Origin of the sequence: Faecalibacterium sp. 9, from assembly GCF_048320955.1 — a bacterium.
Taxonomy (GTDB): Bacteria; Bacillota; Clostridia; order Oscillospirales; family Ruminococcaceae; genus Faecalibacterium; species Faecalibacterium wellingii.
In genome coordinates this window covers 530,559-552,115 of the sequence record NZ_JBLWGB010000001.1, presented here as the reverse complement: position 1 = coordinate 552,115, position 21,557 = coordinate 530,559, and the positions used below count along the sequence as shown (strand labels likewise).

The window sequence follows — 21,557 nt, the reverse complement described above, 5'->3', positions numbered from 1 at the left end:
ATCTCTTTATTGACAACAAACCGCACTTTGCCGTAAACTGAGAGCAGAAAACCGGCGCTGTGCCGGGCAGAGAGGGTAAATACAATGGAAAAGATCACACATTACGAAAAGACACTTACCAGCGAGGTCCTCTTTGAGGGCCGGGTCATCACCCTGACCAAGGACACTGCTCTGCTGGAAAACGGCAAGACCGCCACCCGTGAGGTGGTGCATCACCACGGCGGTGCGTGCATCCTGCCCTATTTTGAGGACGGCACCATCTGCATGGTGCGCCAGTTCCGCTACGCCATGCAGCAGGAGCTGTGGGAGCTGCCCGCCGGCAAGCTGGAAAAGGGCGAGGACCCCTTTGAAGCCGCCAAGCGGGAGCTGGGCGAGGAGTGCGGTCTGACCGCCGACAATTACATCTCTCTGGGCCAGTTCTACCCCACCGTGGGCTACGATACCGAGGTCATCTATACATGGGTCGCCACCGGCCTGCACAAGACCCAGATGCATCTGGATGCGGACGAGTTCCTGACGCCGGACCGCGTGCCGCTGGATAAAGCCTATGAAATGGTCATGAGCGGCGAGATCCGGGACGGCAAGACCATTGCCGGCATCCTGAAGCTCAAGGCGCTGATCGCTGAGGGCAAGCTGTGAACATCCTGTACGAGGACGCTTCCATCGTGGTGCTGGACAAGCCCGCGGGCCTTTCCAGCGAGGAGGGCATTCCCGCAGCGCTGCGGCAGCGGTGGAACGCCCCGGACGCCTTTGTGGGGGTGGTGCACCGGCTGGACACCGGCGTTTCCGGCCTGATGGTGTTTGCCCGCACGCCCGGGGCTGCGGCCGCACTCAGCCGTCAGATCACCCAGAGCCAGAACGCCTACGCCGTGCAGGACGGCCGGGCAGAGGGCAGGGCAGAAGAGCCGCAGTTCATCAAGCAGTACCGCGCCGTCATTGCAGGCGGGCCGGACGAAGCACTGCCCGCCGAAGGCACCCTGCGGGACTGGCTGTTCAAGGACAGCCGCCGGGGCCGGGTGTTCCCGGTCAGCCGCCCCCGCAAGGGCGTGCGGGAAGCCGTTCTGGAATACCGCATCCTGAAAACAGCAGGGAACACGAGCCTTGCGGGCATCACTCTGCACACCGGCCGCACCCATCAGATCCGGGTACAGTTTGCCGCCCGGAAGCATCCGCTCTCCGGCGACGGCAAGTATGGCAGCCGGGTAAAGGGAGACATCGCTCTGCAGAGCTGCGGCCTGCAGTTCCGGCATCCGGACACCGGCAAGCCCCTGCAGTTCAGCCTGCCCCTGCCGGACGCCGCACCGTGGAAAGAGTTTTCAGAATGATGCATCGCCTTACGGCGATATGATGTTCATTAGGTGAGAGGTATGGAACAATATAGAACCGATGCTGAAATTTACGCCGTGCTGGAGCGGGAGATCATCGATCTGACCATCCGCCCCGGCTCCCTGCTGAGCGAAAACCCACTGTGCAGCCGCTTTGCGGCCCCCCGCAGCATGATCCGGGTGGTTTTGCAGAAGCTGCAGGAAAACGGGCTGGTGAAGATCGTGCCCTATAAGGGCACCACCGTCACCCGGCTGAACCGCCGCATCGTGGACGAGCTGATCTACGAGCGCACCGCCGTGGAGGCCCGCATCCTGCGGGATTTTGCGCCCCAGTGCACCCCCGAACAGCGGGCGCTCATCCGCAGACGGGTGGAGGCCTATGCGGCCCTTGCCGCCACGGAAGAGCCCGATTACAACCGGCTGTACGAGGCCGACCGTGCCCTGCACGGGACATGGTTTGCCGCCATGGACAAGATGTATCTGTGGAGCACCCTGCAGAACGCCCACGCCGACTACAGCCGCTTCCGGATGCTGGACACCATCACCAGCGGCGGGCTTGCGGAAGTGATCGCAGATCACCGGAGCCTGCTGGATGCCATTGAGCGGTGCGACCTTGCCGCCTTTGAGCCGCTGGTGGAAAAGCACCTTTACGGCGGCATCCGGCGGCTGGGCTCCAAGCTGACCGAGGAATACGCCGACTACTTTGAGCCGGAAAAGTAATTGTTCTATGTGGAACAATGGTTGAACCCTCTCAGTCACGCCTTACGGCGTGCCAGCTCCCCCGAAGGGGGGAGCTTATAGCACTGCCGGAAACTTTTTGCATTCATCCGATACGTTTCCGTTACCGCAAAAAAAGCTCCCCCTTCGGGGGAGCTGGCTGCGACCATCGGGAGCAGACTGAGAGGGTTAGCTCCCTCCCCGAGGGAGCTGTCGCGGCGTGCGCCGCGACTGAGGGAGTTAAAACACAAGCAAAAAGCCCGGAGCATCCGCAGACGCTCCGGGCTTTTTATATTCAGAACACCCCGGAAATAAAGATCTCCAGACCAATGCCAATGAGGATCATGCCGCCCAGAATGGACGCCTTGCCGGAAAGCTTCGTGCCGAACTTTTTGCCGATGCGCAGGCCCGCCATGCAGATGAAGAAGGTGACCACCGCAATGATGAGCGATGCCGCCAGAGCCATCAGCCAGCCGTACTCCGAGATGGTAAAGCCCACCGAAAGCGCATCGATGCTGGTGGCGACGCCCTGCATAAACAGCGCACCGGCGCTGAGCTCTGCGGCTTCTTCGGCTTCCTCGCCCCGGATGCCATCCACAAGCATCTTGCCGCCGATGTAGCCCAGCAGTGCCAGCGCGATCCACGGGATGAATGTTTCAAAGGAAGAGAACATCTCCACGATGGTGTGCACGCACACCCAGCCGGTCATGGGCATGACCGCCTGAAAAAGGGCAAAGGTGCCCGCGATCCTGCACATGGTCCCCCTGCTCATGCGGGGGTCGTGCAGGCCGTTTGCCATCGACACCGAAAACGCATCCATTGCAAGGCCCACGCCCAGCAGTGCGCTGTTGAGGAAAAATACAAAGCTCCATTCCATATTGTCTGCCTCCTGAATCTGACCAGAATATCGGGCAATACAAAACCCGGCTTCGGGCGCACCTGCACGTCCGAAGCCGGGTCAATTTTTATCATCGACTCCATGTGCACGGGCGGCATTCTGCGCGCCAAAAACACATGAGTCTCGCAAATTAAAGCAAGCCAGACCGAAACCACCGGCCATTGTGTTGACTTGCTGCGCCTTCTGCAACCGGCGCTTGCTACTCCCCCACGGGTATTTGTGATCGTTCTGTTATTGTAGCATATCCCACGCCGGAAGTCCAGACAAACCGTGGAAACCGTTTTTTATAAGCAATTGCCTTCAGGTCCTGTTTTTCCAGCGGGTCTCAAAATACCGGTCCTGCGAAAGGATAAAGCACAGGGTATTGCCCAGCGCCTGCGGGGTGACGGCATGCTCCTGCCGCAGTGCCCGGCGGGCGCGGCGCTCATACTCCCGGGCCTGCTGCATCCGGGGCGTTTTCCGCTCCTGCGCCGTCAGGTGGGAACCCACATCGATAAGCGAGTGCAGCAGCACCCAGTACAGCTCACACAGCGAGCCGGTGACGCCATGGCGGCGGGCACACTCGAACACCGCATAGTTTGCCTCCACCCGGTCGAGATTGCGCAGGGTGACTTTGCTGTTCACGATGCTGCCCGCCACCTTGCGGTAGAGGTACATCGCATCCGGGATGTTGGCGATCTTTTCTGCTTTTTCGTAGGCGTAAGCGATCAGTAGGGTGTCCTCGTTCAGCTTGCCCTCTGCAAAGCGCAGCTGCGCAAAGATGCTGCGGTGGTACAGCTTGTTCCACACCACCATGTAGGGCAGAAGGGTGCTGTGCTCCAACGCCTGCTCCGGGGTCAGCACCTCCCGCCGCACATGCAGATACTGCTCCCGGATGGGGGTCAGGGCTTCGTCCACCTGCCGGTAATTGCATACGGCCATCTGCGCACCGGCCTCCTGCGCCGCATGGTAAAGCTTTGCACAGAAGTCCGGCGTGATGGTGTCGTCTGAATCCACAAAGGCGATCCATTCGCCCTCTGCCGTGTCCAGCCCGGCATTGCGTGCCCCGCTCAGACCACGGTTTTTCTGGTGAATGACCCGGATGCGGCTGTCCTTTGCCGCTGCAGCATCGCACAGGGCAGGGCAGCCGTCCGGAGAGCCATCGTCCACCAAAATCAGCTCAAAATCCGTGAAGGTCTGGGCAAGGATGGAAGCGATGCAGGCGTTCAGAAAACGCTCTGTCTTATATACCGGCACGATGATACTGATGGTTCTCCTGCTTTCGGGCCGGATCGTGTGCTGTTCTTTCACGGTAACTTCCTCATCATTTCAGGTTCTGCAGTTTTGCCTGCCGTTCTCTGCGCAGTTCCAGATACTTTGCGGGCGATTTTGTGTACCGGATCGTATCCGAGATCCCCCGCAGGGTGATGGCCCGGGCCTGCCACAGCTTATGCCGTGCGTCCCGTTCGTATCCCATGCACTCCTTCATCCGGGGGCTTCTGCGCTCCTCCGGGGTCAGGTGCCACCAGATATCCACAAGGGCGGTCAGTACGGTGCGGTAGGCTTCGCACAGGGTCTCTGCGTTATGCCGGTACATGCCCAGAAACATCTGGTAGCAGGCTTCCACCCGGTCCAGCGTTTTTACCGAATAACTGCTGTGCATGATGCTCTCCGGCACCTGCCGGTACTGGTACAGCGACTCCGGGATGCTGGCCATCTTCTGCACCCGCTCATAGATCCGGGGTGCGGTGTAGGTGTCCTCAAATTTTTTGCCCTCCGGCAGGCGCAGGCCGTCGAACAGTTCCCGCCGGAAAAGCTTATTGCACATGGACTGATACATGCCGATGACCAGCCGGTTGTAGATCTCCTGCTGCGGGATGACCTCATCGTACTGGGTCGTATCCCATCCATCATAGACCTTGCCGTTTTCGTCTGTGAACGCAAAGCCGTACAGTACCACGTCCGCACCGGTCTTTTCCGCTGTGCTGTGGGCCTTTTCCAGCGCCTGCGGCAGCAGCATATCGTCCGAATCCACAAAGGCGATCCATTCGCCCTCTGCCGCGTCCAGCCCGGCATTGCGGGCGCCGCTCAGGCCGCGGTTTTTCTGGTGGATGACCCGGATGCGGCTGTCCCTTGCCGCTGCGGCATCGCACAAAGCAGGGCAGCCGTCCGGGGAGCCGTCGTCCACCAGAATCAGCTCAAAATCCGCAAAGGTCTGGGCAAGGATGGAATCGATGCAGTCATTCAGGTATTTTTCCACCCGGTACACCGGCACGATCACGCTGATCTCGGGACGGTTTCTGACCTTCTGCTCACTCACAACGGTTTCTCCTTACCTGCATTTTTTCGGTTTTGTCTGCCGGATCTTATATTTGCAGCGGTTATACAGCGGAGCATTGACTGCCCGCAGCTCTGCTTCCAGCCAGTTCTGCACCGTAAATGCCCCTGCCTGCTTTACCTCGGCCTCTGCCTTTTTCAGGCAGGCTTCCGCCTGCTTCATCTGTACACTTTTTCTGTCCTCCGGAGACAGATTTCTTTCCACCTTCCGGAAAAAAGCCTTCATGATGGTGTACTGCAGATACACCGTATCCTTCCTGCCATATTTAAGCGCACACTGGAACAAAGCGTAGTTCGCGTATACCTCCTGCAAATTTTTCAGGCCGATTTTTCCGCGCACGATGCCATTCGGATTGAAGCGATAGTGATAGAGCGGCTCTCCCACACACACAACATCCGTTACCTGTTCCAGCACTGCCGGGATCGTAAGGGCATCCTCATAATTCTGCCCGATCGGAAAACGAAGCTCCGCAAACAGTTCCCGGCTGTACAGCTTCGTTGTTGCATGGACCAGCGGCGTAAGCCGGATGCGGTGCACTGCCTCCTCCCGTGAAAGGGTCTCCGTCCGGAGCGCACGCTCCTGATAACCGCTCAGAGAGCCATCCGCATCAAAGTACAGAATATCGCTGACCACCAGCTTTGCACCAGCCTGTTTTGCCGCATGGTAAAGCTTTTCGCAGAATGTTTTGTCAACGCTGTCGTCCGAATCGATAAACGAAAGCCAGCTTCCGCGTGCGATCTCAATGCCCGCATTTCTGGCACCGCTCAGACCCTTGTTCTGCTGGTGAATGACCCGGATGCGGCTGTCCTTTGCTGCCGCCGCATCGCACAGGGCAGGGCAGCTGTCCGGGGAGCCGTCGTCTACCAAGATCAGCTCAAAATCCGTGAAGGTCTGGGCAAGGATGGAGTCGATGCATTCGTTCAGATATCGTTCCACCCTGTACACCGGCACGATGACGCTGATCTCCGGGCGGCTCTCCGCTCTCTTTTCACTCACAACATTTTCTCCTTCATGACTTCTGATCAGGCCCAGCCTTTCAGGTGATAATAAACGGTTTTGTTCCAGAACCACACGGCCGCTTCCAGCTTATTGCGCAGGGTATCCGCCCCGGCCTGCCTGACCTCTGTTTCCGCCTTGCGGATCAGATCGATGGTCTGCTGTACCTTCGGGTCATTCCGGTCTTCCGGGGAAAGTTTTTTCATGAACTTTTTGAAATAGCTTTTCATGATCTTATATTCCAGCAGGGCGGTGTCTTTTTTGCCGTGCCGGAGCGCGCATTGGAGTAAACCATAGTTGGCATCGATCTCATCCAGATTTTTCAGGCCGACCTTTTCATGCATGATGCTGCTGGGATGAAGGCGGTAATGGTAAAGCATTTCCTCCACACAGGCAACTGCTGTAGAATTTTCAAAAATGGTCGGCGTCGTGAACGCATCTTCGTAGTTTTTGCCATCCGGAAAATGGATCTTCTCTATCACGTCCCGACGATGCAATCTGGTTGCAGCCTGAACCAGCGGTGTCATACGGATGCGATGTGCTGCTTCGTCAATGGTCAGCACCTCATTTTTGAGCGGCAGGTCCTTGTAGTTGTTCGGGGTGCCATCCGCGTTTGCGTACAGAATGTTGCTGGCTGCAATTTCGGCACCAGACTGCTTTGCCGCACGGTACAGCTTTTCATAGTAAGTCTTATCAATCACATCATCCGAATCCACAAAGCCGATCCAGTTTCCGCGGGCAGCATCCAGCCCGGCATTGCGGGCCGTGCTTACACCGCCGTTCGGTTTGTGGATGACCCGGATGCGGCTGTCCTTTGCTGCCGCTGCATCGCACAGGGCAGGGCAGTTATCCGGGGAGCCGTCGTCTACCAGAATCAGCTCAAAGTCCGTGAAGGTCTGGGCAAGGATGGAGTCGATGCACTCGTTCAGATATTTTTCCACCTTGTACACCGGCACGATGATGCTGATCTCCGGACGCTTTTGTTCTGTCATGTTTCCGTTCCTCTTCTCACATTCGTGTTTTTCCGACACATGCTGCTTCTATTATACATTGTTTTTCCGCCGCTGAAAAGTGCAAAAAATCCCCGCAGACAGCACAAAGGCATCTGCGGGGATTTTTCCAAATTACGATTTAAAATGGCCGCCGCTTGCGCTCTGGCCTTTTCAGCGGAAATATATTTTTTAATTTTGCGTTTGGAGCGACCGCGTTTGCGCAGCAATGAAAGTCCCAGTGGGGCTTTTAAGCGGCAGAGCAGTCTGCGTAAGCAGATGGAGGGGCTTTGCCCCGACAAGCTCTGCGGAGCGCTCCAAACACTTTTTCACGGATAGGGACGTATAGGAGAATGGACTTCTCTATGCCGTTATTCTTCGCTCTTATCGTCCGCTTCCGGGGTCTCGGCGGCAGAGGCTGCATCGGCGGCCTCCATGGCGGCCAGCTGCTCTGCGGTGGGCTCGGCATCGGCGTCGGAGGTGTCGATCTGCTCGGTCTGTGCCTCGTCGTCGTGGTCGGTGCGGGCCAGCACCATCACCTTGTCGTTCTCGCCCAGACGCATTACCCGCACGCCGGAGCCGTAGCGGCTCTGCAGCGGGATCTCGTTGGCGTGCAGACGGATGATGATGCCCTCCTGACTGCTCAGCAGCACGTCGTCCACATCGTCCACGATCTTGACCGCAGCCACCTTATCCTTGGCGGCGTCGTAGTTGCGGATGCCCTTGCCGCCGCGGGCGGTGATGCGGTAGGTGTCGATATCGGACCGGCGGCCCTTGCCGTTCTCGGTGACGGTGAGCACCGTGCCGCCCTCGCGGCAGATGCACACGCCCACAACTTCGTCGCCCTCAGCCAGACGGATGGCGCGCACGCCATGGCCGCTGCGGCCCATGGGACGTGCATCCTCTTCGTTGAAGCGGATGGCCTGACCATTGCGGGTGGCAACGATGAGCATATCGTGGCCGGAGGTCAGGCGGGTCCATGCCAGTGCATCGCCCTCGTTCAGGGCAATGCCGATCAGGCCGGACTTGCGGATGTTGGCATACTGCTCCAGCGGGGTGCGCTTGATGAGGCCCTGCTTCGTGACCATGGTCACAAAGCCGCCCTCGGTATCGGCTTCCTTCGACTGGCAGATCATGTTGGTGACCTTTTCGCCCTCGGCCAGCTGCAGCAGGTTGACGATGTTGCTGCCCTTGCTGGTGCGGCTGCCCTCGGCGATGGTGTAGCCCTTGATGCGGAACAGACGGCCCCGGTCGGTGACAAAGAGCACATAGTCGTGGGTGGAGCCTACGAACATCTCCTGCACGATGTCCTCTTCCTTGCGGGTCATGCCGGAGATGCCGCGTCCGCCGCGGCGCTGTGCCTGATAGGTGGCCTTGAGCTGGCGCTTGATATAGCCGGCCTCGGTCAGGGTGTAGACACACTGCTCCTCGGCGATCAGGTCCTCGATGTCCACCTCACCGGTCACGGACTGGATCTCGGTGCGGCGCTCGTCACCGAAGCGCTTCTTCATTTCCAGCAGCTCTTCCTTGACGATGGCAAGCACACGGGCGTCATCGGCCAGAATGGCTTCCCAGTTCTCGATCTTGGCCTGCAGGCTGGCAAGCTCTTCCTCGATCTTCAGGATCTCAAGGCCTGCCAGACGGCCCAGCTGCAGCTTGACGATGGCATCTGCCTGCGGGTCGTCAAAGCCGAACTGTTCCATGATGGCAGCCTTGGCCTCTGCCATGCCGCCCTTGCAGGCGCGGATGGTGGCGATCAGCTCGTCCACGATGTCGGTAGCCTTCTTCAGACCTTCCAGAATGTGGGCGCGCTCCTTGGCCTTTTTCAGGTCGTACTGGGTGCGGCGGCGCACCACCTCGTCCTGAAATTCCACGTATTTCTGAAGCATCTGCTTCAGGGTGAGTACCTTGGGCACCTTGTGGTCGATGGCCAGCATGATGACGCCCACGGTATCCTGCAGCTGGGTGTACTGGTACAGCTGGTTCAGGATGACCTGTGCGTTGGCGTCCTTGCGGATGTCCACCACGATGCGCATACCCTTGCGGTTGGTCTCATCGTTCAGGCCGGTGATGCCCTCAATGCGCTTCTCCTTGACAAGGTCGGCCATGTTCTCAATAAGGCGGGCCTTGTTGACCATATACGGGATCTCGGTAATGATGATCTGGGTGCGGCCGTTCTTGGTCTCCTCGATGGTGGCGCGGCCCCGCAGGGTGATCTTGCCCCGGCCGGTGGCGTAGGCGGCGCGGATGCCGCTGCGGCCCATGATGATGCCGGCAGTGGGGAAGTCCGGGCCCTTGATGTATTCCATCAGGCCGGGCAGGTCGATGTCCGGGTCGTCGATATAGGCGATGCAGCCGTCAATGACCTCGCTCAGGTTGTGGGGAGGGATGTTGGTGGCCATGCCGACCGCAATACCCTGACTGCCGTTGACCAGCAGGTTGGGGAAGCGGCAGGGCAGTACGCTGGGCTCCTTCTTGGTCTCGTCAAAGTTGGGGTCCCAGTCGATGGTGTCCTTTTCAATATCGGTCAGCATTTCCACCGCCATGCGGCTCATGCGGGCCTCGGTGTAACGGTAGGCAGCCGGGGGGTCGCCGTCCACAGAACCAAAGTTACCCTGACCATCCACCAGCGGATAGCGCAGAGAGAAGTCCTGTGCCAGACGGACCATGGCATCGTAGACCGATGCGTCGCCGTGGGGATGGTAAGAGCCCAGCACCGCACCAACGGTGTCGGCGGATTTGCGGTAGGGATGGCTGGGGTCGTTGCCGCGCTCGTGCATGGTGTACAGAATGCGGCGGTGGACGGGTTTCAGGCCGTCGCGCACGTCGGGCAGAGCGCGGGACACGATGACCGACATGGAGTAGTCCAGAAATGCGGTCTCGATCTCCTTTTTCACATCGCGGATGATCTTTTTGGTTCCGCTGCCCGGTATCATCACATAATCTTCTTCCATTGTTTCCTCCGTAGGGTTTGACCCTCTCTTTTGTACAGGAAAGGGATTTTTTTCTCGGAAAACAGCCTTGCCCTCTCAGGCGCTTACGCGCCAGATTCCCCCTTTTGTCGCTGCGCAACATCTTCCCCCGGCGCGGGGGAAGTCTTTCCTCAAAGGGGGAGCCCTTGGCAGTCCACGCAAACGTCATCTCTTTGCCAAGGCCTCTCCCTTTGGGAGAGGTGGATTTGCGAAGCAAAGACGGAGAGGGCGAGCACGCTTACACGTCCAGCTTTGCGTACTGGGCGTTGGTCTCGATAAAGCGGCGGCGTGGCTCCACCTGATCGCCCATCAGGATGGTAAAGGCTTCGTCGGCCTTCTCGGCGTCGTCAATGGTGATCTGTACGATCACGCGGTTATCGGGGTTCATGGTGGTCTCCCACAGCTGTTCGGGGTTCATCTCACCAAGGCCCTTATAGCGGTTCACCTTGGCACCCGGCATCTCCTGCGAAAGCACGGCCATTTCGGCGTCGTTGTAGGCATATTTGATGGTGTTGCCCTTCTGCACCTTGAACAGGGGCGGCTGGGCCACATACACATGGCCCTGCTCGATGAGCGGGCGCATATAGCGGAAGAAGAAGGTGAGCATCAGGGTACAGATGTGGGAGCCATCCACATCGGCATCGGCCATGATGAACACTTTATCGTAGCGCAGCTTGGAGATATCGAACTCGTCCCCAATGCCGCAGCCCAGCGCCAGCACCACCGGCATCAGCTTGTCGTTGCCATAGATTTTGTCGGCGCGGGCCTTTTCCACGTTCAGCATCTTGCCCCACAGCGGCAGGATGGCCTGAATGGCCGAGTCGCGGCCCATCTTGGCGGAACCGCCTGCAGAGTCGCCCTCGACGATGAAAATTTCGGTGCGGCTGGGGTCTTTTTCGCGGCAGTCTGCCAGCTTGCCGGGCATCCGGCTGGTCTCCAGTGCGCTCTTGCGGCGCACCAGTTCGCGGGCCTTTTTGGCAGCGGCGCGGGCACGGGCGGCCTGGGTGGCCTTTTCAAAGATGGCCTTTGCCACGCCGGGGTTCTCCTCAAAGAACTCCATCAGCTTGGAGTAGACCATGTTGGAAACCAGGGTGCGGATCTCCGTATTGCCCAGCTTTGCCTTGGTCTGGCCCTCAAATTCGGCCTCCTGCAGCTTGACCGAGATCACGCAGATCAGGCCCTCGCGGACATCTGCACCGGACAGGTTCTCGTCCTTGTCCTTCAGCAGGCCGTGGCTGCGGCCGTAATCGTTGAACACGCGGGTCAGGCTGTTCTTGAAGCCCTCCTCGTGGGTGCCGCCGTCCGGGGTGTTGACGTTGTTGGCAAAGCTCAGCAGCAGCTCGTTGTAGCTGGAATTGTACTGCAGTGCGATCTCTGCCATGCCGCGGTCGGTCTGGCCCTTGAGGTAGATGACATTGGGGTGCAGCACATCCAGCTTGCGTTTTTCGCCCAGATAGGTGACAAAGCTCTTGATGCCGCCCTCATAGCACATGACCTCGGTGCGGTAGCAGGGGTCGCCCTCCTTGCCGTCCTCCAGCACGGGGGTATACATCTCGCGCTCGTCGGTCAGGGTGATCTTGACACCGGCGTTCAGGAAGCTTTCCTCCCGCAGGCGCTTTTCCAGCGTGTCGAAGTCGTACACGGTGGTGTCCTTGAACATCTCCGGGTCCGGCTTGAAGGTGACCCGGGTGCCGGTAACGCCGTCGGCTACGGTGCCGATGCACTTGAGCGGGCCGTCCGGGTCGCCGCGGCGGAAGGTCTGCTCGTACTCCTTGCCGTCGCGGCGCACATCGACGGTGAGCCACTCGGAGCAGGCGTTGACCACCGAAGCACCCACGCCGTGCAGACCGCCGGCCACCTTGTAGCCGGAGTTCTCGCCGCCGAACTTGCCGCCGGCGTGCAGGATGGTGTAAACGACGGTGACGGCGGGCAGGCCGGTGTCGGCCTGAATGTCCACAGGGATGCCGCGGCCGTTATCCGTGACCTGAATGATGTTGTCCTTGAGGATCTTCACCTCGATGTGGTCGCAGTAGCCGGCCAGCGCTTCATCGATGGCGTTGTCCACGATCTCGTAGACCAGATGATGCAGGCCCCGCTCGCCGGTGGAGCCGATATACATGCCCGGGCGCTTGCGCACCGCTTCCAGACCCTTCAGGACCTGGATCTCGCTGGCATTATACTCATGGTCGGTAGCGGTTTCGGCATTTGTGCTGGTAATGATTTCTTCTGCCATTTCCTTTCTCCCTTTTGTTCGTTTTTGCGTTTGTTTTTTCAAATGATAGCAAAGCGGGAACCGGTACACCAGGGTGTCCTTTTTTCTCGCAGTTTTGTTGTGTTTTTACGCCCCGGCCGCAGAAGGCGTTCCGGCTGGCGCGGTGCGGCTTTCCGGGCAGTTCCGGGGCTTTCCCATCCCTCTTTTTCTGTGGGTTTTCCGCCCGTTTTCTGCAAATTTCACTCCACCATCTTTTCGGCTCTGCGGCGCATGGCGGCAGGGGACAGCTCGGAAAGATAGACCGTATCCACCACCGCGCCGTCCGCCAGCACATAGCTCTGGGGCAGCTCGTCCGAAAGGCTGACCACCGCGCCGTTCTTCTGGGCATAGTTCAGAAACTCCCGGCCCCGGGGGGTGATGGTGGTGGTCTCCAAGTTGAAGATGCCGATGATGTCCCGGTCATTCAGTACGTAGTCGCGCCCCAGATGAATATACATACAGTATTTTCCTCATTCCGGCAGCTCATGCATAAAACGCTGTTTATGCACAGGTTTCGTATGGACTTTTGCAGCATTCGTCCCGGTCAGGCCCGGCTCAGCACACCGCCGTTCATGCGGTACACCTCGCCGTCCGTTTTCAGGAACGCGGTATCATCGCAGCTGGTGACGAAGGTCTGCTTTTCCTTCATGCGGGTGAGCAGATACTGCTTGCGGCCCTCGTCCAGCTCGCTGAGCACATCGTCCAGCAGGAGCACCGGGTGCTCTCCGGTGATCCGTGCAGCGGCAGCCGCTTCGGCCATTTTCAGGCTCAGCACCACACTGCGCTGCTGTCCCTGACTTGCAAACACCTTTGCGGGCTGGTCGTCCAGCAGCAGCTCTACATCCTCGCGGTGGATGCCGCACAGGCTCTGCCCGGCGCGCAGCTCTTCGTTCTGGCGCTGCTTCAAAAGTGCGGACAACCCGCCCGGCTCAAACTGGGCGGCATAGTGCACTGCCATGCGCTCTGCCCCGTGGGAAAGCTCGGCATAGTTGGCGCAGGCCAGCGGGCCAAGCATGGCCAGATACTCCCGCCGCCGCTTCTGGATGGCCTCGCCCTGCGCTGCAAGCTCCACGTTCAGCACTTCCAGCAGGGCGCATTTTTCTGCCCACGGGCGCTCTGTGCCGCCTGCGGAATGACGCAGAAGCGCGTTTTTCTGCTGCAATGCCCGCACATAGCGGCGGTAGGTGGCAAGGTAGCCGGGGTACAGCTGGCACAGCGCCGCGTCCAGAAACCGCCGCCGTCCTTCCGGCGCCCCTTTGACAAGGCTCAGGTGCCCGGGGTCGAACACCACAGCCGGAAAGCTGCCCGCAAGGCCTGCCGCCCGTTTGGGCGGTGCACCGTTCACCGATGCATACCGCCCGGGCCGCTGTGCATCCGGCGTGCCCACCGTGATGCGCACTCTGGCCGGGTCGTCCGGTTCCTGATCCTCCTGCCGGGTGCGCTGGGTGACGGCTTCCAGCACCGCGAATGTTTCCCCGCGGCGCACAAGCTCGGCATCCTTGCCGCCCCGGAAGCTTTTGCCGCCGGTCAGCAGCCAGATGGCCTCCAGCAGGTTCGTCTTGCCCTGACCATTGTTGCCGCAGATCACGGTCAGCTCCCGGCCCGGCTCCAGCTGCGCCGCCGCAATATTGCGGTAGTTCGCAACTTCCAGTGACAGCAGACGCATTACTGCCCCTGCCCGACTTCCACGGTCTGGCCGTCCAGCTCCACTACGTCACCGGCACGGCACTTTTTGCCGCGCATGGTGCACACCTCGCCGTTCACCTTCACGGCACCGCCCTGCACCAGCTCCTTGGCTTCGCCGCCGGTCTCGCACAGGCCTGCATATTTCAGCAGGGCATCCAGCTTGATAAACTCCGTATGGATGAGAATTTTCTGCATAAATTATCCCTCTTAATCGTTCTTGAAGCGCACCGGCAGCACCAGATACAGGAAATCGCTGCCCTCGGCAGGCAGCACCTTTACCGGGCTCAGAGGGCCGCTGATCTCCATGCGGACCTTGTCGGTGCGGGCGTTGCGCAGCGCGTCCAGCAGATAGCGGTTGTTGAAGCCGATCTCCACCTCGTCGCCCTCGCAGTCGGCGTTGAATTCATCCACCACGCGGCCAAGGTTGGTCTGGCAGCGGACGACGACTTTACCCTCTGTAAAGGAGATGCGGAGGGGATTTTTTAAACGTTCTGTAATAATCAGCGAAGCACGCTCGATGGTCTCGACGAACTCCTTGGTGTCGATGGTCACGCGGGTGCGGCTGTCGGCGGGGATCACGTTGCGGTAGTTGAGGAACTCGCCCTCGATCAGGCGGCTCATGATGGTGTAGCCGCCCGCCATAAAGACCACATAGCGGCGGTTGGCGCTGATGTGCACCAGCTCCTCGTCATCGTTGGGCAGCAGGTGGGAGACCTCGGTCATGGTTTTGCTGGGCACGATGATGCGGATATCCTTCACCGCCGTGACCGGGCGTTCCACGATGGCCAGACGGTAGCCGTCCAGTGCCACCACGGTCAGCTTGTCGGGCAGGATCTCGAACAGCTCACCGGTATGGGCGGGCTTTTTCTCGTCCTGACTGACCGCATATAACGTGCGATCGATCATATCTTTCAGCACGCCGGTCTTGATGGTCAGGGTCTCCTCCGCTCCGGTGTTGGGCAGCTCGGGGAAATCACTGGCCGGCATGGACTGGATCTCGAACTGGACGACGCCGCTCTGGATGGTAGTCTTGCCGTTTTCGGCAGAGGTGATGGCCACCTGACCGGCAGGCATCCGACTGATCATGCTGCTGAGCAGCTTTGCATTCAGCACCACCTCGCCGGCTTCCTTCACATTGGCTTCGATGGTAGTCACGATGCCCATTTCCAGATCGTAGCCGGTCAGGTTGAGCTGGAAGCCCTCGGCCTTGAGCAGAATGCCTTCCAGAACGGGGATCGCTGAACGCATGGTGACGGCTTTGGACACACCATCGATGGCTGCGCTCAGCAGAACTTTGTCACATACGATGTTCAAACTGAATTCTCTCCTTTGTTTTCCGGGTCCGGATGTTGTTTTGGGTTGGAATGCAGTCTCCGGACCGGTCTATCTTATTGAACTTGTTGTAGTAACCGTAGTAGGGGGTGGGGAACTTGTGGAAAACTTGGAAAAGTCCTGTCGGAATGCGGGGGTTTGGGTTTCCACGGCATTGTGAATGTGTTGTGAATGGATCGTGGAAAGGTGAGAAGGACCCCTTCTTTCCACAGCCCATGTGGAGAACACAGGTTGAATGTTGAAAACTCTGTGGAAAGTGTGGAAAGGTTTGCGTTTTTACCACAAGATATGGGCCGTTTTTCCCCATTTTCTTCCGGTTCTTCCCCATATTTTGGGGTTAGTTGTCAAAATGAGTATGACTTTTACCCCCGTTTTCCCCGGTCAGGCCTTCACGTTTTTGATGATGTCGCTGACGGTCTCCCGCAGGTGCTGGTCGTTCTTCATGTCCCGCTCCATGGTCTTGAGGGAGTAGACGATGGTGGAATGATCGCGGCCGGAGAACTCGCGGCCGATCTCCTCCATGCTCATGCCGGTGACCTCCCGCAGGATGTAGATGGCCACGCGGCGGGCAGAGGCAACGTTGGCGTTGCGCTTGGTGCCGCGGATGTCGGCAGGGGAGACGTTGAAGGTGCGGGACACCTCGCCGATGATCTTCTCGATGGTGACCGGCACCGGCTGGGTCTCGTTGAGGATGTCCTTGATGGCATTCTGGGCCACGCTGATGACCGGCTGGATGCCCTCCAGCATGTAGTAGGCGTTCAGCTTTTTCACGGCGCCTTCCAGCTGGCGGATGTTGTTCTTCAGGTGGTTGGCGATGAACTCGGCCACATCCTCGGGCAGGTCCAGATGCAGAAGCTCTGCCTTGCGCTTGACGATGGCCACCCGGGTCTCAAAATCCGGCGGCTGCACGTCGGCGGTCAGGCCCCACTCAAAGCGGGTGCGCAGACGCTCTTCCAGACTTTTGATCTCCTTGGCCGGGCGGTCGGAGGCAATAACGATCTGCTTGTGTGCGTCGTGCAGGGAGTTGAAGGTGTGGAAAAACTCCTCCTGGGTGGACTCCTTGCCGGCGATGAACTGGATATCGTCCACCAGCAGCAGGTCTGCCACGCGGTACTTCATGCGGAAGTCCTCGGTGCTGCCGGCGCGGATGGCGGCGATCAGCTCATTGGTGAACTGCTCGCAGGTAACGTACATGATGACGAAGTCGGGGTGGGTGCGCTTGATCTCGGTCTGGATGGCGGTGAGCAGATGGGTCTTGCCCAGACCGGAGCCGCCGTAGATGAACAGCGGGTTGTAGGCACCGGAGGGATTGGCCGCCACCGCCTGCGCAGCAGCAAACGCAAACTGGTTGGAGGGGCCTTTGATGAAGTTCTCGAAGGTGAACTCGTAGTTGCCCTGCGGGGAGGCGGGGTTTGCCTCATACTGCTGGGCCAGCACCACCTCGTGGGGCGGGGTGCTGGGCACCACCAGCGTGATATCCACGTCAAAGCCCAGCACGGTCTTGAAGGCCTCCTTGAGCAGGCCAAGATAACGGTCCGTCACGATCTTGCAGATGAAGTCGTTGCGCACCGAAAGGGTGATGTGGCTGGAGTCCTCAAAGCTGATGGGCTCCAACCCGTCGATATAGAGATTATAGGTCGGCTCGGCCATCTGCGTTTTGCAGTACGCCTGCGCGGCCTCTAAAACGTCCTTGAAAGAATCCATAAAACATCCACTCCGTTAAAGTTTTCAACAATGCTGCTGATACCAGGTTAGTATACCACAAAAATGGCTGTGCGTCCATATTTCTATAATGTAATTTATAATACATAAGAAAAGCCCCTGCGGGGCCGTTGTGTCCGGGGCAAAACCGGGCCACAATATCTTGTGGCAATAGAGTTTTCCACGGCAAAATGGTGAAAAAGTTGAAAATCTTTTCACAGAAAAATCCGCAAAAAGTTTGCGGAAAAGCGAAAAAAATGCTTGACAGAACGCCATACTATGCGATATACTGTTGAATTGCAAGCCTGTCCCCAATCTGGGACCGCATCAGACCCCATACCGGGGATAAGTTTTTACGGAGGATACAACCATGAAGAGAACTTTTCAGCCCAAGAAGCGTCAGCGCAAGGAAGTTCATGGCTTTCTGACCCGCATGAGCACCAAGAACGGCCGCAAGGTCATCAATGCTCGCCGTGCAAAGGGCCGCAAGAGCCTGACTGTCTGATCTCTGCCTTTATGACGGGATCCGGCGCAGAAATGAATATGCGCACAAAAGACCGCTGATACTGGATTGGCGGTCTTATTTTTTTTGAGAAACGGAAAACTGCCGGATTCTTGAAAGAATTTTTGTAAAATTGCCCGCATGGGCTTTCAAAGTAGAAAAATTTTTGATATACTGGCTGAAGAATGCACCTTCCGGGTGCGTTCCCAGTCACGGAAAGGAGGCGCGGAACCATGCGCTATCGTCCCATCCGCCGCAACAGCGAGTTTGGCAGAGTGTATGCCCGCGGCAAGTCCTACGTGAACCCGGCCCTTGTGATGTACGTGCTGAAGACCCGCGGCAAAAAGACCCGCGTGGGCCTGACCGCCACCAAAAAGATCGGCCACGCCGTGCAGCGCAACCGGGCCCGCCGCGTAATGAAGGCGGCCATCGACGAACATCTGGACTACAACATCGGCGGCTATGATCTGATCTTTGTGGCCCGGGGCATGACCCCGCGGCTGAAGAGCTGGCAGTTGAGCGGCGTAGTGGCAAAGCTGTTCGCACAGGCCGGTCTGCCCGATAAGGCCAAACGTCCGGACGCACCGCCGCCCGCCACAGTGCCCCCGGCACGCAGGGCAAAGGCGGAAAAGGCGGAGCCCACCGCATGACAGGGCTGCAAAACGCCTGCAGGAAGGCGCTGTGCGGGCTGATCCGGGTGTATCAGTACACCCTGAGCCCGTGGATCGGCCGCAGCTGCCGTTTTACGCCCAGCTGCAGCAACTACACCATGCAGGCCATCATGACCCATGGGTGCATCAAAGGCATCCTGCTGGGGGCATGGCGCATCGCCCGGTGCAATCCCCTCGGCAAATGGGGCTACGACCCGGTGCCGGAGCCGGGCCGCTGGCAGAACCCTGCCCGCCGCCTGCAGCCCGCAAAGCTGTTTTCCACACGGCACAGGCAAAAGGTGGAAAAATAGAGGCTTCCTGCGCAGAGCGTAGTCGCGTGTTTAAAGTTTCATGGCTTTTGCAAAATGCAGCACCGCCGGGTATGTTCTCTTTTGCGTGCCAAAAGAGAACCAGAAAGGACGGCGGTGCCCACAGGGCATGAAAGCCCCAGTGGGGCTTTTAAGCCGCAGACCGGTTTGCAAAGCAAATGCCGCGTGTTCAGCGCGGCAAGGTCTCCGCTACTTTCGAGGCGCGGGAGGCACGAACTAGGGGCTGCTCGCCCCTAGTAACTCCAAAGCTGTTGGGCTCCATACAAAAAATCCAAGCCGCTGCGCTAGAGGATTTTTTGTGTTTCGCCGGTTTTAAGTCGCTGCGCGACGAAACGTAAGGGCAACAGCATGTTTTTATGCTGACGTGAATGCTCCCGCAGGGAGCCAGCGTCAGCATATGCCGTTTGCCGTTACGGCCTTTCCCGTGAAAATGCGTTTGGAGCGCTCCGCAGAGCGCGACAAACGCAAATATAAAATAATTTTTCCGCTGAAGATGCCCAGAGCAACGCGGAGGGCATTTTAGATCATAAAGCTTCTTGTGACGCGGTGCACTGTGGGCAGCGTGTCCTACGATAAAAAATAACAAGTCCCGTGCCACAGACGGGGCAGAATGGACAAAGGTATGAACTTCTTTTACATCCTGAGCGGTCCTCTCGGCTATGTCATGGAGTGGATCTACAAGCTGCTCCCGAGCTACGGCTGGGACATCATCATCTTCACGCTGCTCATCAACATCGTCAAGATCCCTCTGCAGCTGAGCCAGCAGAAGAGCATGGCTAAAATGTCGGCCTTCCAGCCCATGATGATGGAGATCCAGAACAAGTACAAGGACAAGCCCGAAAAGCAGCAGGAAGAAATGCTCAAGCTGCAGCAGAACTACGGCTATAACCCCACCGCAGGCTGTGTGCCCATGCTGCTGAACTTCCTGGTCATGTTCGGCGTTATCGGTGTCGTGTACAATCCGCTGGAGCGCATCTTCCACATCAGCGCTGCTGCCCTGACCGCTGCCGGTGAGGCCCTGACCGCCTCCGGTGTCGCCTTTACCGCCATCACCCGCGATACCACCATTATTTCTCAGCTGGTGGCAGGCAACGGCAGTCTGGCTGCCTGCTTTACCCCGGAGCAGATCGCGACTGTCACCGAGTTCAGCCGTCATATGACCTTCCTCGGCATCGACCTGACCCGCGTGCCCAAGCTGGGCCTTTCTCTGGACATCGTGCTGCCGCTGCTGTCGGTCATCACCATGCTCCTGTCCACCCACATCAGCATGAAGGCCAGCGGCCAGCAGATGCAGGGCAGCATGAAGGTGACCATGTATATGATGCCGCTGATGTACCTGTTCTTCTGCTTCACCTATCCTCTGGCATTCTCTCTGTACTACGTCATTTCCAACATCGTGATGACCGCGCAGACCCAGGTCATGCGCAAGGTGTACGACCCCGATAAGATGCGCAAGGAGATCGAAGCCGAGATCGCTGCCAAGAAAAAGCAGGAAAAGCGCGGTGTGAAGAATACTACCGTCAAGGTCACCGATCCCAAGACCGGCAAGACCACGGAAAAGAACCTTTCCGCCAGTGAAATGAACAAGCGCCGGCTGGAGTATGCCCGCAAGCTGGACGAGGAGCGCTACAAGGACGAGCGCACTGTGCCGCTGAGCGAGCTGAACAAGCAGGATAAAGAATAAGAAGGAGGAGAACGGTTATGATCCGTAAGCAGGAAGCGACCGGCAAAACGGTCGATGAAGCCCGCGCAAAAGCCTGTGCCCTGCTGGGCGTGCAGGCCGATGATCTGAATGTCAGCTGCGAAGTGCTGGAAATGCCCCAGAAGACTGGTTTTCTGGGCCTGAAGCTCACCCCCGCCAAGGTGTGTGTGAGCGTGGAGGAGCCGGACGCTCCGGCAGCACCCGCCGTTGAGGAAAAGAAGGCCCCTGTTCAGGAGAAGGCCGCGCCTGCTCCTGTGGTGGAAGCACCCGCTGCACCGGCAGAGCCGGAAGCCAAGGTCGAGGAGGCAGCAGCGCCCGCCGTGGAAGCTGCCGCAGTGCAGCAGCCTGCCGCCGAGGAAGAGGAGACCGAGGAGCCCATCAACATTGAGGAAAACGCCAAGGTCAAGGCCGCAGTGGACTACCTGCGTGAGGTCATTGCCCTGATGGGCGTGGAGAACGTCTCCTTCAGCGCCGTGCAGAAGGGCGAGGCCACCATCATCCGTCTGGACGGTGAAAAGCTGGGCGCCCTCATCGGCCGCCGCGGCGAGACCATGGAGAGCCTGTCCTATCTGGCAAGCCTTGTGGCGAACCGTCTGGAGGGCGATTACATCAAGCTGGGTCTGGACGTTGCCGGCTACCGCGACAAGCGCGAGAGCGACCTGACCGCACTGGCACAGCGCATCGGTGCCAAGGTGCGCAAGACCGGCCGCAGCTTTGCCATGGAGCCCATGAACCCCTACGAGCGCCGCATCATCCACTCTGCCATCAGCAAGATGGAGGGCGTGCGCAGCGAGAGCAAGGGCGAAGGCCGTGACCGCCGTGTGGTCATCTACTCCACCGCACCCGATGCACAGACCGAGAACACCTACGGCGAGCGCCGTCCCCGCGGCGGACGCGGCAATGGCCGTCGTCCCGGCGGTCCGCGCAGCGGCGGTTATCGCGGCGGAAACCGTTCCGACCACGGCGACCGCAATGGCAGCCGTGGCGGTTACCGCGGCAGCCGCAGCGGTGCACCCCGCGGCCCCCGTCCCTCCGGTGTGCCGGAGCGCACCTATGCACCCCGCGATGCCGAGAATGCCGCACCGGTAGCACCCAAGCGCACCGAGCGGGTGGATGATTTTGCCGATTTCAGCTTTGGCAAGATCGAGCTGTAATTTTGCGGAATTATTTTTGAAATCAGGGTCTCCGGA

At 59.0% G+C, this 21,557-nt stretch carries 20 protein-coding genes; 8 read left to right on the top strand and 12 right to left on the bottom strand.

The window, feature by feature from the left end:
• Positions 1 to 84 precede the first annotated feature (84 nt).
• Genes ACKXF9_RS02570 through ACKXF9_RS02560 form a run of 3 tightly spaced genes read left to right on the top strand, consistent with a single transcriptional unit; the run spans position 85 to position 2,045 of the window.
• Complete coding sequence (locus ACKXF9_RS02570) at positions 85 to 639, top strand: NUDIX hydrolase (protein WP_348584152.1); 555 nt, start codon at positions 85 to 87, stop codon at positions 637 to 639.
• Entirely contained in the window at positions 636 to 1,325 is a 690-nt protein-coding gene (locus ACKXF9_RS02565; protein WP_418265207.1) for an RluA family pseudouridine synthase, read from the top strand. Before ACKXF9_RS02570 ends, ACKXF9_RS02565 begins: the two co-directional genes overlap by 4 nt.
• A 42-nt stretch (positions 1,326 to 1,367) precedes the next feature.
• Positions 1,368 to 2,045, top strand: coding sequence for a GntR family transcriptional regulator (locus ACKXF9_RS02560; RefSeq protein ID WP_418265206.1), 678 nt, complete (start codon positions 1,368 to 1,370; stop codon positions 2,043 to 2,045).
• 292 nt (positions 2,046 to 2,337) lie between these two features.
• Here ACKXF9_RS02560 and ACKXF9_RS02555 read toward each other — a convergent pair whose 3' ends face one another.
• The 12 genes from ACKXF9_RS02555 to dnaA all read right to left on the bottom strand — a co-directional run bounded on the left by ACKXF9_RS02555 (position 2,338) and on the right by dnaA (position 17,187).
• Complete coding sequence (locus ACKXF9_RS02555) at positions 2,338 to 2,919, bottom strand: manganese efflux pump MntP family protein (protein ID WP_418265205.1); 582 nt, start codon at positions 2,917 to 2,919, stop codon at positions 2,338 to 2,340.
• Between the two features lie 321 nt (positions 2,920 to 3,240).
• On the bottom strand, positions 3,241 to 4,230 hold the full coding sequence (locus ACKXF9_RS02550) for a glycosyltransferase family 2 protein (RefSeq protein WP_418265204.1): 990 nt from the start codon (positions 4,228 to 4,230) through the stop codon (positions 3,241 to 3,243).
• Positions 4,231 to 4,243: 13 nt separating this feature from the next.
• Positions 4,244 to 5,239 carry a glycosyltransferase family 2 protein gene (locus ACKXF9_RS02545; RefSeq protein WP_339394446.1) on the bottom strand — a complete coding sequence of 332 codons (996 nt, stop codon included), beginning with the start codon at positions 5,237 to 5,239 and terminating at the stop codon, positions 4,244 to 4,246.
• Positions 5,240 to 5,251: 12 nt separating this feature from the next.
• Entirely contained in the window at positions 5,252 to 6,253 is a 1,002-nt protein-coding gene (locus ACKXF9_RS02540) for a glycosyltransferase family 2 protein (RefSeq protein WP_418265203.1), read from the bottom strand.
• Positions 6,254 to 6,279: 26 nt separating this feature from the next.
• Complete coding sequence (locus tag ACKXF9_RS02535; protein WP_418265202.1) at positions 6,280 to 7,245, bottom strand: glycosyltransferase family 2 protein; 966 nt, start codon at positions 7,243 to 7,245, stop codon at positions 6,280 to 6,282.
• Between the two features lie 368 nt (positions 7,246 to 7,613).
• Positions 7,614 to 10,196: a DNA gyrase subunit A gene (gene gyrA / locus ACKXF9_RS02530; RefSeq protein ID WP_418265201.1), complete on the bottom strand. Its 2,583-nt coding sequence runs from the start codon at positions 10,194 to 10,196 to the stop codon at positions 7,614 to 7,616.
• Positions 10,197 to 10,452: 256 nt separating this feature from the next.
• Complete coding sequence (gene gyrB / locus ACKXF9_RS02525) at positions 10,453 to 12,447, bottom strand: DNA topoisomerase (ATP-hydrolyzing) subunit B (protein WP_249237640.1); 1,995 nt, start codon at positions 12,445 to 12,447, stop codon at positions 10,453 to 10,455.
• A 218-nt stretch (positions 12,448 to 12,665) separates the two neighbouring features.
• Positions 12,666 to 12,923 carry an extracellular matrix regulator RemB gene (gene remB / locus ACKXF9_RS02520; RefSeq protein ID WP_249237639.1) on the bottom strand — a complete coding sequence of 86 codons (258 nt, stop codon included), beginning with the start codon at positions 12,921 to 12,923 and terminating at the stop codon, positions 12,666 to 12,668.
• An 86-nt stretch (positions 12,924 to 13,009) separates the two neighbouring features.
• The gene (recF, locus tag ACKXF9_RS02515) at positions 13,010 to 14,131 is read right to left on the bottom strand and encodes a DNA replication/repair protein RecF (RefSeq protein ID WP_418265200.1); all 1,122 of its coding nucleotides are present in this window, start codon (positions 14,129 to 14,131) and stop codon (positions 13,010 to 13,012) included.
• Complete coding sequence (locus ACKXF9_RS02510) at positions 14,131 to 14,346, bottom strand: RNA-binding S4 domain-containing protein (protein ID WP_005929126.1); 216 nt, start codon at positions 14,344 to 14,346, stop codon at positions 14,131 to 14,133. Before ACKXF9_RS02510 ends, recF begins: the two co-directional genes overlap by 1 nt.
• A 12-nt stretch (positions 14,347 to 14,358) precedes the next feature.
• Positions 14,359 to 15,465 (bottom strand): DNA polymerase III subunit beta, encoded by a 1,107-nt coding sequence (gene dnaN / locus ACKXF9_RS02505; RefSeq protein ID WP_339394440.1) that lies wholly within the window; start codon positions 15,463 to 15,465, stop codon positions 14,359 to 14,361.
• Positions 15,466 to 15,864: 399 nt separating this feature from the next.
• Positions 15,865 to 17,187, bottom strand: a complete 1,323-nt coding sequence (gene dnaA / locus ACKXF9_RS02500; protein WP_005937115.1) for a chromosomal replication initiator protein DnaA — start codon at positions 17,185 to 17,187, stop codon at positions 15,865 to 15,867.
• Positions 17,188 to 17,554: 367 nt separating this feature from the next.
• Between dnaA and rpmH the strand changes: the two genes are divergently transcribed.
• The 5 genes from rpmH to jag all read left to right on the top strand — a co-directional run bounded on the left by rpmH (position 17,555) and on the right by jag (position 21,521).
• Complete coding sequence (rpmH, locus tag ACKXF9_RS02495) at positions 17,555 to 17,689, top strand: 50S ribosomal protein L34 (RefSeq protein ID WP_005924258.1); 135 nt, start codon at positions 17,555 to 17,557, stop codon at positions 17,687 to 17,689.
• Between the two features lie 230 nt (positions 17,690 to 17,919).
• Positions 17,920 to 18,336: a ribonuclease P protein component gene (gene rnpA, locus ACKXF9_RS02490; protein WP_418265199.1), complete on the top strand. Its 417-nt coding sequence runs from the start codon at positions 17,920 to 17,922 to the stop codon at positions 18,334 to 18,336.
• Positions 18,333 to 18,647: a membrane protein insertion efficiency factor YidD gene (yidD, locus tag ACKXF9_RS02485; protein ID WP_418265198.1), complete on the top strand. Its 315-nt coding sequence runs from the start codon at positions 18,333 to 18,335 to the stop codon at positions 18,645 to 18,647. The genes rnpA and yidD overlap by 4 nt, the downstream gene beginning before the upstream one ends.
• A gap of 640 nt (positions 18,648 to 19,287) precedes the next feature.
• Complete coding sequence (locus ACKXF9_RS02480) at positions 19,288 to 20,349, top strand: YidC/Oxa1 family membrane protein insertase (RefSeq protein WP_418265197.1); 1,062 nt, start codon at positions 19,288 to 19,290, stop codon at positions 20,347 to 20,349.
• A gap of 17 nt (positions 20,350 to 20,366) precedes the next feature.
• Complete coding sequence (gene jag, locus ACKXF9_RS02475; protein ID WP_418265196.1) at positions 20,367 to 21,521, top strand: RNA-binding cell elongation regulator Jag/EloR; 1,155 nt, start codon at positions 20,367 to 20,369, stop codon at positions 21,519 to 21,521.
• Positions 21,522 to 21,557: the final 36 nt, after the last annotated feature.